Here is an 11159-nt window from a genome sequence, read left to right as displayed (position 1 = left end):
ACCCGATCGGTCTGCGCCTGCAGATCAACCGCACCTGGGACAGCCGCTGGTTCGCGGAAGGCCAGGACTACGGTCGCCTGCTGCTGGAGGATCTGAAGATTCGCCAGTACATCATGGACACGCTGCCGCAGGCGGCGATCTCCAAGGTGGTGATCGAGCGTCCGGCCAAGCTGTGCCGCATCTCCGTCTTCGCCGCGCGCCCCGGCGTGATCATCGGCAAGAAGGGTTCGGACATCGAGAAGCTTCGCAAGAAGCTGGGCACGATGACCTCGTCCGACGTGTCGCTGAACATCGTCGAGATCCGCAAGCCCGAGGTCGACGCCAAGCTGGTCGCGCAGGGCATCGCCGATCAACTCGAGCGTCGTATCGCCTTCCGCCGCGCGATGAAGCGCGCGGTGCAGTCGGCGATGCGCCTGGGTGCCGACGGCATCCGCGTCGCGTGCGGTGGTCGCCTGGGCGGCGCCGAGATCGCGCGCTCGGAGAGCTATCGTGAGGGCCGGGTGCCGCTGCACACGCTGCGCGCCAACCTCGACTATGCCGAAGCGCAGGCGCACACCGCTTACGGTGTCTGCGGCGTCAAGGTGTGGGTGTTCAAGGGCGAGATCCTGGGCCACGATCCGATGGCGCAGGACCGGCTGATGATGGAGGCTCAGACCTCCGGCGTGCGCCCCGCGCGCGACGATCGCCGCTAAGGTACTGGACAGAACATGCTGCAACCAAAGCGCACCAAGTTCCGCAAGGCGTTCAAGGGCCGCATCCACGGCGACGCCAAGGGCGGCACGGCCCTCAACTTCGGCTCGTACGGGCTGAAGGCGATGGAGCCGGAACGCATCACCGCGCGCCAGATCGAGGCGGCCCGCCGCGCGATCACGCGTCACATCAAGCGCCAGGGCCGTCTCTGGATCCGCATCTTCCCGGACGTTCCCGTCTCGTCGAAGCCGGCCGAAGTCCGCATGGGCTCGGGCAAGGGTTCGCCGGAGTTCTGGGCCGCCCGCGTCAAGCCGGGCCGGATCCTGTTCGAGCTCGACGGCGTCGAGGGCAAGATCGCCGCGGAAGCGTTCGAGCGCGCCGCGATGAAGCTGCCGATCAAGACCAAGGTGGTGGCGCGTCTGGGCGACACGTCGCACCTGGGAGGCGAGTAAGATGGCGAAGAACAAGAGTGATTTCGTCGGCCAGACCGACGACCAGCTCGGCGAGAGCCTGGGCCAGCTGAAGCGCGAGCAGTTCAACCTGCGCTTCCAGGCGGCGACCAACCAGCTCGAGAAGCCGAGCCGCGTGCGTGAGGTCCGCAAGGACATCGCCCGCATCAAGACCCAGCAGGCGCAGCGCAACGCTGCCACTGGCAAGTAAGAGGACGAGAGACATGCCGAAGCGCGTGCTGACCGGGGTGATCGTCTCGGACAAGGGCGAGAAGACGGTGGTCGTGAACGTGGAGCGCAAGGTCAAGCACCCGCTCTACGGCAAGATCATCCGTCGTTCGAAGAAGTACCACGCTCACGACGAGACGAACGAGTACAAGCAGGGCGAGACGGTGCGCATCGAGGAGACTGCGCCGATGTCGAAGCTCAAGAACTGGAAGGTGGTCGAGCGGGTCAACACCCACGCGACGCCGGAACGGGTCGACGTCGACGCGTAAGCGGACGGCGTGAGAGCCTCTCCATCGTTTCGTGCAGGGTCTGCGTAGCGCAGAGACCACATGAGCGGGGAGGGGGCGACGTAGCGATCGAGGCGCAGGTCCACCGCGGGCTTGCGTTTCATCGCCGGGGCGGTTACCGGACCGCTCCCCCTGGTGCAGGCCCGTTTCAACGGTCGCCCGCGCCGGGGGTCGTTATTTTAGGCGGGGTTGGGTCGGTATCCACCCCATTGGACAAGGAATTGGGTCAATGATCCAGATGCAGTCGAACCTCGACGTCGCTGACAACAGCGGCGCGAAGCGCGTGCAGTGCATCAAGGTGCTGGGCGGCTCCAAGCGTCGCACGGCGGGCGTGGGCGACATCATCGTCGTCTCCGTCAAGGAAGCACAGCCGCGCGGCCGCGTGAAGAAGGGCGACGTTCACCGCGCCGTCATCGTGCGCACCGCCAAGGACATCCGCCGCGCCGACGGCTCGGTCATCCGCTTCGACGGCAATGCCGCGGTGCTGGTCAACAAGAACGAGGAGCCGATCGGCACCCGTATCTTCGGACCCGTCGTGCGCGAGCTGCGTGGCCGCGGTCACATGAAGGTGATCAGCCTGGCGCCGGAGGTGCTGTGATGAGCAACGTGAAGATGAAGATCAAGAAGGGCGATCAGGTCATCGTCCTGTCGGGCAAGGACAAGGGCAAGACCGGCACGGTCACGCTCGCCAGCCCGCGCGACCAGAAGGTCGTGGTCGGCGGCATCAACGTCGCGACCCGCCACCGCAAGCCGAGTCAGGCGCAGCCGCAGGGCGGCCTGGAGCGCATCGAAGCGCCGCTGCACGTTTCCAAGGTCGCGCACGTGACCGCCGACGGCAAGCCGACGCGCGTGCGTTACGAGACGCAGGACGGCAAGAAGGTCCGCGTCGCGGTCAAGACCGGGAGCAAGATCGATGGCTGATTACAAGCCCCGCATGAAGTCGATGTACGACGACTCGATCGCGAAAGCGATGACCGAGAAGTTCGGGTACAAGAACGTGCTCGAGGTTCCGCGGATCGAGAAGATCGTGCTGAACATGGGCGTCGGTGAGGCGACCCAGGACAAGAAGAAGGTCGAGCAGGCAGCGTCCGAGATGGAGCTGATCGCCGGCCAGAAGCCTGTCATCACCAAGGCGAAGAAGTCGATCGCGCAGTTCAAGCTGCGTGAGGGCATGCCGATCGGCGTCAAGGTGACGCTGCGTCGCGAGCGCATGTACGAATTCCTCGACCGCTTCATCACGATCGCGCTTCCCCGCGTCCGCGATTTCCGCGGGCTCAACCCGAAGAGCTTCGACGGCCGCGGCAATTACGCCTGCGGCATCAAGGAGCAGATCGTGTTCCCCGAGATCAACTATGACCGCATCGACAAGGTGCGCGGCATGGACGTGATCGTGACGACCAGCGCGAAGACCGACGACGAGGCGCGCGAGCTGCTTCGCCTGTTCGGCTTCCCGTTCCCGCAGGAAGATGACTCGGCCGAAGCGCCGCGTCAGGCTGCGTAACAAAGAGAGCTTAAGTCCATGGCGAAACTGAGTTCCGTGAACAAGAACGAGCGTCGCAAGAAGCTCGTCAAGCAATATGCCCCCAAGTTCGCGAAGCTGAAGGCGATCGCGAACGACGAGTCGCTGGATGAGACCGAGCGTCTCATCGCTCGGCTCAAGATGTCCGAGCTGCCGCGCAACGCGAATCCGACCCGTGTCCGCAACCGCTGTGAGATCACCGGGCGCCCGCGCGCTTATTACCGCAAGTTCCGTCTCGCTCGCGTCATGCTGCGCGATCTGGCCAACAAGGGCCTGATCCCCGGCCTCACGAAGTCGAGCTGGTAAGGACACGACAGATGGCAGTGACCGATCCCCTGGGTGACCTGCTCACCCGCATCCGCAACGGCCAGCGCGCGCGCAAGGACAGCGTCCTGTCGCCCGCCAGCAAGCTGCGGATCCGCGTTCTCGATGTGCTCCAGCGCGAAGGCTACATCCGTGGCTACAGCGACGAAGAGATGGGCCCCGCCAAGGGTGTCCGTATCGAGCTCAAGTATTTCGAAGGCCAGCCCGCGATCAAGCACGTGGCGCGCGTCTCGAAGCCCGGCCGCCGCGTCTATTCGGGGAGCCAGGAGCTTCCCCGCGTGATGAACGGCCTGGGCATCACCATCGTCTCGACGCCGCGCGGCGTGCTCTCGGATGCCGAGGCACGCGAGCAGAACGTCGGCGGCGAAGTGCTGGCGGAGGTGTTCTGATGAGCCGCATCGGTAAGAAAGCAGTGCCGGTTCCGGCCGGCGTTTCCGCCGACATCGCCGGCCGCGTGCTGAGCGTGAAGGGTCCCAAGGGTACCCTGTCGATGCCGCTCGCCGACGAGATCACCTATGACGTCCAGTCGGACGGCATCTCGGTGCAGCCGGCGAACGACACCAAGCGCGCGCGCGCGTTCTGGGGCATGCAGCGCACGTTGGTGCAGAACCTGGTGACGGGCGTGACGACGGGCTTCTCCAAGAAGCTGGTGATCACGGGCGTCGGCTACCGCGCCGCGGCGCAGGGCCGCAACCTGAAGCTGCAGCTCGGCTACAGCCACGACGTCAACATCGACGTGCCCGAGGGCATCGAGGTGAAGACGCCGGACGCCACCACCGTCGAGATCAGCGGTGCGGACAAGCAGAAGGTCGGCCAGCTGGCCGCCGAGATCCGCCGCTGGCGCAAGCCGGAGCCGTACAAGGGCAAGGGCATCAAGTACGACGGCGAGTTCATCTTCCGTAAGGAAGGAAAGAAGAAGTGACCAAGGGCCTTTCGCTTTTCGAGAAGCGGCGTCGCCGCAACCGCACCGCGCTGCGCGCGCGGTCGGGCACGCGTCCGCGCCTGTCGGTTCACCGTTCGGGCAAGCACATCTACGCGCAGGTCATCGACGACGCGGCCGGTCGCACGGTCGCCTCGGCCTCGACGCTGGAGCAGGACGTGCGCGGCACGTCGGGCGCCAACGTGTCGGCCGCGACCGACGTCGGTCGTCGCGTGGCAGAGAAGGCCAAGGCGGCGGGCGTGACGCAGGTCGTGTTCGACCGCGGCGGCTTCCTCTTTCACGGCCGTGTGAAGGCGCTGGCGGAAGCCGCGCGCGAAGCCGGACTGGAGTTCTAAGAACATGGCAGACGAGAACCAGACGGCGGGCGAGCCGATGGCGGCGACCCCGCCGCAGGACGCCGGCCAGAGCGCGGGCACCAACACGGGCCCGGCCGGTGGCAACCAGGGCGGCGGCAACCAGGGCGGCGGCTACGGCGGCGGTCAGGGTGGCGGCTATCGCGGTGGCCAGGGCGGCGGACGCGGCGGCCCGGGCGGCGGTCGCGGACGCGGCGGCCCCGGCGGCAACCGCGGCGGGCGTGACGGCGGTCGCGGCGGGCGTCGCGACGATCGTCGCGGCGGTCAGGACGACGGTGGCGAGGAGCTGATCGAAAAGCTCGTCCACATCAATCGCGTGTCCAAGACGGTGAAGGGCGGCAAGCGCTTCGGCTTCGCGGCGCTGGTCGTCGTGGGCGACGGCAAGGGCCGCGTCGGCTTCGGCCACGGCAAGGCGCGCGAGGTGCCTGAGGCGATCTCGAAGGCGACTGCCGCGGCGAAGAAGAAGATGCTGCGCGTTCCGCTGAAGGAAGGCCGCACGCTGCACCACGACGGCAACGGGCACTTCGGCGCGGGCCGCGTGACCGTGCGCTCGGCGCCGTCGGGCACCGGGATCATCGCGGGTGGCCCGATGCGCGCCATCTTCGAGAGCCTGGGCGTCCACGACGTCGTGACCAAGTCGGTCGGCACGTCGAACCCGTACAACATGATCCGCGCGACGTTCGAGGCGCTGGGCGAGCAGACCTCGCCCAAGGCCGTCGCACAGCGCCGGGGCAAGAAGATCGCGGACCTGCTGGGTCGCGGCGCCGGCGCTGACGCGCAGACCGCCGAGGCCGAAGCCGCGGCGATCGTGGAGTAACGACCAATGGCTACCATCAAGGTCAAGCAGACCGGATCGCCGATCCGCCGTACCAAGGATCAGCGTGCGACGCTGATCGGTCTCGGCCTCAACAAGATGCACAAGGTCTCGGAGCTGCAGGACAGCCCCGAGGTCCGCGGGATGATCCGCAAGGTGCACCACATGGTTGAGGTTCAGGAGGGCTGAGCCTTCCCAGCCTTTACCGGTGACATATACGGGGAAGGGGGCTAAGCGGCCCCCTTCCTTTTCCTTAAGCGCGACAAAAGCGAAAGCGAGTGCATATCATGAAGCTCAACGAACTCCGCGACAATGAAGGTGCCCGCAAGTCCCGCATGCGCGTGGGCCGTGGCATCGGCTCGGGCAAGGGCAAGACCGCCGGGCGCGGCCAGAAGGGCCAGAAGAGCCGTGAGGGCGTCTCGATCGCCGGCTTCGAGGGCGGCCAGATGCCGCTCCACATGCGTCTGCCGAAGCGCGGCTTCAACAACATCTTCGCCAAGGACTATGCCGAGGTGAACCTGGGCGCGATCCAGAAGGCGGTCGAGTCGGGCAAGCTGACCGCGACCGACATCGACCACGCGGCGCTGAAGGCCGCCGGGCTGGCGCGCGGCGGCAAGGACGGCGTGCGGCTGCTCGGCAAGGGTGAGCTGACCTCGGCGCTGAACTTCACCGTCGCGGGCGTGTCGGCCGGCGCGCGCGAGGCGGTCGAGAAGGCGGGTGGCTCGGTCACCGTGCCCGAGATCGTTCCGGCGGCGGAGAAGGCCAAGGCCAAGCACCGCACCGGCCGCGCGGCCCCGCGCGCGTGATTGTTGCGCCCCGGCCACGCGGCCGGGGCCGACGACACCGGCCGCTCGGGCTCTAGAATGGACACGGCACGTCATGTGCCTATATGAGCGGCGGGGCGGCATGGGCTTCCCCGCCGCTTTTTGTTCGGATTCGCGCGCCGTTTAGTGCCGCGACATCCCGGTTCCAGGACATGCGACAACGATGGCATCCGTAGCCAACAATATGGCCTCAAGCGTCAGTCTGGCGAAGTTCGCGCAGGCGACCGACCTGAAGAAGCGGCTGTGGTTCACGATCGGCGCGCTGATCGTGTTCCGCCTGCTCAGCTACGTGCCGCTGCCCGGCGTCGACGCGACCGCGCTCGGCCTGCTCGCCGACCAGACCAAGGGCGGCGTGCTCGACTTCTTCAACACCTTCTCGGGCGGCTCGCTCAGCCGCATGTCGCTGATCGCGCTGGGCGTGATGCCGTACATCACCGCGTCTATCGTGGTGCAGCTGGCGACCAGCCTCAGCCCGCAGCTCGCCGCGATCAAGAAGGAAGGCGAGAGCGGGCGCAAGAAGCTCAACCAGTATACCCGCTATGGCACGGTCGCGCTGACCGCGGTGCAGGGCTACTTCATCGCAGTCGGTCTGGAGACATTGGGCGCGAACTCGGGCATCCAGGCGGTGGTCGAGCCGGGCATGCTGTTCCGCGTCAACGCGGTCGTGTCGCTGATCGGGGGCACGATGTTCCTGATGTGGATCGGCGAGCAGATCACCAGCCGCGGGATCGGCAACGGCGTGTCGCTGATCATCATGGCGGGCATCGTCGCGCATCTGCCGACGACGATCGTCAACCTGCTGGAGGGTGGCCGCTCGGGTTCGATGAGCGCGTTCGTGCTGATCGCGATCATCGCGGTGGTCGTCGGGCTGGTGCTGCTGATCTGCTTCATGGAGCGCGCGCAGCGCCGCATCCTGATCCAGTATCCCAAGCGCCAGACGCAGCGCGGGATGCAGGCGGACCGCAGCCACCTGCCGCTGAAGATCAACACCGCGGGCGTGATCCCGCCGATCTTCGCCTCGTCGCTGCTGCTGATGCCGCTGACGATCACGCAGTTCGCGGGCAACCGCGTCCAGGGCGACAGCTGGTGGGGCGACGTCATCATTAGCCTGAACCAGTACCTGCAGCACGGCGCGCCGCTGTACATGGCGCTGTACGCGGCGGGCATCATCTTCTTCTCGTTCTTCTACACCGCGGTGGTGTTCAATCCCGAGGAGACCGCGGAGAATCTGAAGCGCTACGGTGGGTTCATCCCCGGCATCCGCCCGGGCAAGAACACCGAGACGTACTTCGACTACGTGCTGACGCGGATCACCGTGATCGGCGCGGCGTACCTGACCTTCATCTGCGTGGTGCCGGAATATCTCGTCTCGGCGCTGTCGATCCCCTTCTATCTGGGCGGCACCAGCTTGCTCATCGTCGTCAACGTGACCATGGACACGGTGACGCAGATCCAGTCGCACCTGCTGGCGCACCAGTACGGCGACCTGATCAAGAAGTCGAAGCTGAAGGGCGCGCGCCGCCGCTGAGGGCGGGGCGCCGACAGGGACGAACGGGGAGACGCGCGCGTGAACATCATCCTGCTGGGTCCGCCGGGTGCGGGCAAGGGCACGCAGTCGGAGCGGCTGGTCGCCGAGCGCGGCATGGTGCAGCTGTCCACCGGCGACATGCTGCGCGCCGCGGTCAAGGCGGGGACGCCGGTCGGCGTGCAGGCGAAGGCGGTGATGGACGCGGGCGAGCTCGTGTCCGACGCGATCGTCTCCGCGCTGATCGGCGAGCGGATGGACGCGGGGACGGGCGCGGGCGCGATCTTCGACGGTTACCCGCGCACCGCGGCGCAGGCCGACGCGCTCGACCTGCTGCTCGCCGGGCGCGGGCAGACGCTCGATCACGTGATTGAGCTCGAGGTGAACGAGGACGCGTTGGTCGAACGGATCGTCGGTCGCTACACCTGCGCCAACTGCGGCGCAGGCTATCACGATACGTTCAAGCAGCCCAAGACGTCGGGCGTGTGCGACGTGTGCGGATCGACCGAGTTCAAGCGGCGCCCCGACGACAACGAGCAGACGGTGCGCACGCGCATGGCCGAGTATCGCGCCAAGACCGCGCCGATCATCCCGATCTACGAGGCGCGCGGGCTGGTTCGCCGCGTCGACGGCATGGCCGATATCGCAATGGTGACCGGGTCGATCGAGGCGATCCTCAACGCGGGTTGAAGCGCGCCGCGACCATGATCGCGGCGCTGCCCAGCAGAATCATCGACACGCAGGTGCTGAGCGCGAGTAGGCCGCGCGGCGAGACAGAGATCCTGGCGCGCGCCTCCAGTGTGCCGACGTTCACTTTCGCCATCGCGCGTTGCTGATCCATAGGCCTCGAACGCACGCGTCGATCGGCGGTGCCGGCCGCGACATGACAAAGAGTTCATGCGGAGGTCACCGCCGCGACAGCTGCCGGGCGGTAGGAACGGGGCATCAGATCGCCGATCGCGGTGCCGGGCATCACCCCCGCCAGGCATTCACGCGGCTCTGACTACCCGCCGCCCACACTCCCGGTGGCGTCGGGTTCGCCGGCAGGCGCCTTGCGCGCTCGCCGGCGCTTTACTTCACCCATCCTCGACAAGCCTGTGCCCGCATGGCAGCGGGGGCGCATGGATGCGCTAACCCTGTTCGGCTTCGCGGCGGTGCTGTTCATGCTCGTCTGCTACATGCTGGAGGACCGCGCGCCGTTCTGGACGCTGCTGTTCGCGCTCGGCTGCGTGGCGAGCGGGGTGTACGGCTTCCTGCAGGGCGCGTGGCCGTTCGCGATGGTGGAGATCATCTGGACGGTGGTCGCGCTGCAGCGCTGGGCCAAACTGAAGCGGCGTGCGGAACCGCGCGCTTGACTCGGCGTTGCCGCGCGCTTAATTGCCCCAACTTCCGACACACCGGTTCCGGCGGCGCTTCGTTGCGTGCGCCGCGCTTGTGCGTAAAGATGGGTGGGTCGGAAGCGTAATGCGACGAGATGGGGCGCGTGGCAGCCATGCCGCACCCCGTGGAGCACAGGAGAACGAATTCCATGGCACGTATCGCGGGTGTCAACATCCCGACCAACAAGCGCGTGATCATCGCGCTGACCTACATCCACGGCATCGGCCCGGCGCACGCCAAGGCGCTGACCACCAAGCTGAACATCGCGGAAGACCGCCGCGTGCAGGACCTGACCGATCAGGAAGTGCTGCAGATCCGTGAGGCGATCGACGCCGACTACACTGTCGAGGGTGATCTTCGTCGCGAGACCGCGATGAACATAAAGCGTCTGATGGACCTCGCCTGCTACCGCGGCCTGCGTCACCGCAAGGGCCTGCCGGTCCGCGGCCAGCGCACGCACACCAACGCGCGCACCCGCAAGGGCAAGGCGAAGCCGATCGCCGGCAAGAAGAAGTAAATCGTCCGGGGGACGATTTACTCCGCCGGAGGCAGCGACCCCAGCAGCGCGACCTTTCTTCGCGCTCCGGTCGATCGGCTCCAAGCCGGCGTCACTTGGAATATAGGTCAGGAACTACCACATGGCTCAGGCACCGCAGCGCATTCGTCGGCGCGAGCGCAAGAACATCACCGCGGGCGTCGCGCACGTGAACGCCAGCTTCAACAACACCATGATCACCATCACCGACGCGCAGGGCAATGCGATCAGCTGGTCCTCGGCGGGCATGATGGGCTTCAAGGGTTCGCGCAAGTCGACCCCGTACGCGGCGCAGGTCGCGGCCGAGGACGCGGGCAAGAAGGCCGCCGAGCACGGCGTCCGCACGCTCGAGGTCGAGGTCAAGGGTCCGGGTTCGGGCCGCGAGTCGGCATTGCGCGCGTTGCAGGCGGTCGGTTTCCAGATCACGTCGATCCGCGACGTGACCTCGATCCCGCACAATGGCGTCCGCCCGTCCAAGCGCCGCCGCGTCTGATGCTCTCGCGCGGCCGCTGACGAGTGGCCGCGTTTCTTACCAGGCGGTATCGCGTGCGCACGCGCCCCGCCCAACCCCAGGGGACGAGATCTTGTCTGTCAATGCAAAGAACTGGCAGGAACTGAAGAAGCCCAGCGGCCTCGAGAAGAAGAGCGGCGACGGGAAGCGCAAGGCGACGTTCATCGCCGAACCACTCGAGCGTGGCTTCGGCCTGACGCTCGGCAACGCGCTGCGGCGCGTGCTGCTGTCGAGCCTGCAGGGCGCGGCGGTGACCTCGATCAAGATCGAGAACGTGCTGCACGAGTTCAGCAGCCTGGCGGGCGTCCGCGAGGACGTGACCGACATCGTGCTGAACGTGAAGCAGATCGCGATCCGCATGCAGGGCGAGGGCCCGAAGCGGCTCCAGCTGTCCGCCACCGGTCCGGCCGAGGTGAAGGCGGGCGACATCGCGGTGTCGGGCGACATCGAGGTGATGAACCCCGAGCTGGTGATCTGCCACCTCGACGAGGGCGCGACGCTCAACATGGAGCTGACCGCCGACACGGGTAAGGGCTATGTCGCGGCGACCGCCAACCGTCCGGCCGACGCGCCGATCGGCCTGATCCCGGTCGACGCACTCTACTCGCCGGTGCGCCAGGTGTCGTACAAGGTCGACCCGACCCGCGTCGGTCAGGACCTCGACTACGACAAGCTGACGCTGACGATCGAGACCGACGGCACGGTCACGCCCGAGGACGCGGTCGGCTACGCCGGTCGCATCCTGCAGGACCAGCTCGCGCTGTTCGTCCACTTCGACGA

Annotated in this window: 21 protein-coding genes; 20 read left to right on the top strand and 1 reads right to left on the bottom strand. The window is 66.9% G+C overall.

The genetic code is table 11. The features are described 5' to 3' along the window. From rpsC to ACFDS6_RS15555, 16 genes are all read left to right on the top strand, one after another. Positions 1-692, top strand: a 692-nt coding sequence (gene rpsC, locus ACFDS6_RS15630; protein ID WP_375273027.1) for a 30S ribosomal protein S3, incomplete at its 5' end; no start/stop codon positions are given. 15 nt (positions 693-707) lie between these two features. Continuing rightward, positions 708-1142 (top strand): 50S ribosomal protein L16, encoded by a 435-nt coding sequence (gene rplP, locus ACFDS6_RS15625; protein ID WP_019516019.1) that lies wholly within the window; start codon positions 708-710, stop codon positions 1140-1142. 1 nt (position 1143) lies between these two features. Beyond that, positions 1144-1350 carry a 50S ribosomal protein L29 gene (rpmC, locus tag ACFDS6_RS15620; protein ID WP_375273026.1) on the top strand — a complete coding sequence of 69 codons (207 nt, stop codon included), beginning with the start codon at positions 1144-1146 and terminating at the stop codon, positions 1348-1350. A gap of 13 nt (positions 1351-1363) precedes the next feature. Continuing rightward, positions 1364-1636, top strand: coding sequence for a 30S ribosomal protein S17 (gene rpsQ, locus ACFDS6_RS15615; protein WP_375273025.1), 273 nt, complete (start codon positions 1364-1366; stop codon positions 1634-1636). 247 nt (positions 1637-1883) lie between these two features. Further along, complete coding sequence (rplN, locus tag ACFDS6_RS15610; protein ID WP_019516022.1) at positions 1884-2252, top strand: 50S ribosomal protein L14; 369 nt, start codon at positions 1884-1886, stop codon at positions 2250-2252. Beyond that, positions 2252-2575: a 50S ribosomal protein L24 gene (gene rplX / locus ACFDS6_RS15605; protein ID WP_258044512.1), complete on the top strand. Its 324-nt coding sequence runs from the start codon at positions 2252-2254 to the stop codon at positions 2573-2575. The genes rplN and rplX overlap by 1 nt, the downstream gene beginning before the upstream one ends. After that, on the top strand, positions 2568-3155 hold the full coding sequence (rplE, locus tag ACFDS6_RS15600; RefSeq protein ID WP_174193539.1) for a 50S ribosomal protein L5: 588 nt from the start codon (positions 2568-2570) through the stop codon (positions 3153-3155). The genes rplX and rplE overlap by 8 nt, the downstream gene beginning before the upstream one ends. An 18-nt stretch (positions 3156-3173) precedes the next feature. Next, positions 3174-3479: a 30S ribosomal protein S14 gene (gene rpsN / locus ACFDS6_RS15595; RefSeq protein ID WP_298812100.1), complete on the top strand. Its 306-nt coding sequence runs from the start codon at positions 3174-3176 to the stop codon at positions 3477-3479. An 11-nt stretch (positions 3480-3490) separates the two neighbouring features. Further along, positions 3491-3886, top strand: coding sequence for a 30S ribosomal protein S8 (rpsH, locus tag ACFDS6_RS15590; RefSeq protein ID WP_174193541.1), 396 nt, complete (start codon positions 3491-3493; stop codon positions 3884-3886). Further along, complete coding sequence (gene rplF, locus ACFDS6_RS15585; RefSeq protein WP_375273024.1) at positions 3886-4419, top strand: 50S ribosomal protein L6; 534 nt, start codon at positions 3886-3888, stop codon at positions 4417-4419. The genes rpsH and rplF overlap by 1 nt, the downstream gene beginning before the upstream one ends. Continuing rightward, positions 4416-4772 (top strand): 50S ribosomal protein L18, encoded by a 357-nt coding sequence (rplR, locus tag ACFDS6_RS15580; RefSeq protein ID WP_375273023.1) that lies wholly within the window; start codon positions 4416-4418, stop codon positions 4770-4772. The genes rplF and rplR overlap by 4 nt, the downstream gene beginning before the upstream one ends. A gap of 4 nt (positions 4773-4776) precedes the next feature. Beyond that, positions 4777-5607 carry a 30S ribosomal protein S5 gene (gene rpsE / locus ACFDS6_RS15575; protein ID WP_375273022.1) on the top strand — a complete coding sequence of 277 codons (831 nt, stop codon included), beginning with the start codon at positions 4777-4779 and terminating at the stop codon, positions 5605-5607. Positions 5608-5613: 6 nt separating this feature from the next. Beyond that, positions 5614-5793 (top strand): 50S ribosomal protein L30, encoded by a 180-nt coding sequence (rpmD, locus tag ACFDS6_RS15570; protein ID WP_219768205.1) that lies wholly within the window; start codon positions 5614-5616, stop codon positions 5791-5793. A 98-nt stretch (positions 5794-5891) separates the two neighbouring features. Beyond that, positions 5892-6410: a 50S ribosomal protein L15 gene (gene rplO, locus ACFDS6_RS15565; protein ID WP_375273021.1), complete on the top strand. Its 519-nt coding sequence runs from the start codon at positions 5892-5894 to the stop codon at positions 6408-6410. A 181-nt stretch (positions 6411-6591) separates the two neighbouring features. After that, a complete protein-coding gene (gene secY / locus ACFDS6_RS15560; RefSeq protein ID WP_375273020.1) occupies positions 6592-7956 on the top strand; it encodes a preprotein translocase subunit SecY in 1365 nt (454 codons plus the stop codon). A 39-nt stretch (positions 7957-7995) separates the two neighbouring features. After that, a complete protein-coding gene (locus ACFDS6_RS15555; protein ID WP_375273019.1) occupies positions 7996-8643 on the top strand; it encodes an adenylate kinase in 648 nt (215 codons plus the stop codon). Here the strand turns inward: ACFDS6_RS15555 and ACFDS6_RS15550 are convergent. Continuing rightward, complete coding sequence (locus tag ACFDS6_RS15550; RefSeq protein ID WP_375273018.1) at positions 8630-8776, bottom strand: hypothetical protein; 147 nt, start codon at positions 8774-8776, stop codon at positions 8630-8632. The genes ACFDS6_RS15555 and ACFDS6_RS15550 overlap by 14 nt on opposite strands. Before the next feature lie 298 nt (positions 8777-9074). Between ACFDS6_RS15550 and ACFDS6_RS15545 the strand changes: the two genes are divergently transcribed. From ACFDS6_RS15545 to ACFDS6_RS15530, 4 genes are all read left to right on the top strand, one after another. Next, positions 9075-9308: a hypothetical protein gene (locus ACFDS6_RS15545; protein ID WP_375273017.1), complete on the top strand. Its 234-nt coding sequence runs from the start codon at positions 9075-9077 to the stop codon at positions 9306-9308. 173 nt (positions 9309-9481) lie between these two features. Next, positions 9482-9850 carry a 30S ribosomal protein S13 gene (rpsM, locus tag ACFDS6_RS15540; RefSeq protein WP_219768210.1) on the top strand — a complete coding sequence of 123 codons (369 nt, stop codon included), beginning with the start codon at positions 9482-9484 and terminating at the stop codon, positions 9848-9850. 121 nt (positions 9851-9971) lie between these two features. Beyond that, the gene (rpsK, locus tag ACFDS6_RS15535) at positions 9972-10361 is read left to right on the top strand and encodes a 30S ribosomal protein S11 (RefSeq protein ID WP_019516037.1); all 390 of its coding nucleotides are present in this window, start codon (positions 9972-9974) and stop codon (positions 10359-10361) included. Positions 10362-10452: 91 nt separating this feature from the next. Next, positions 10453-11159, top strand: a 707-nt coding sequence (locus ACFDS6_RS15530) for a DNA-directed RNA polymerase subunit alpha (RefSeq protein WP_375273016.1), incomplete at its 3' end; no start/stop codon positions are given.

Source organism: Sphingomonas sp., assembly GCF_042095875.1.
In the GTDB taxonomy this organism is placed as follows: domain Bacteria; phylum Pseudomonadota; class Alphaproteobacteria; order Sphingomonadales; family Sphingomonadaceae; genus Sphingomonas.
Note: the sequence above shows the minus strand (reverse complement) of the source record. Positions and strands in the feature narration are given on the sequence as shown.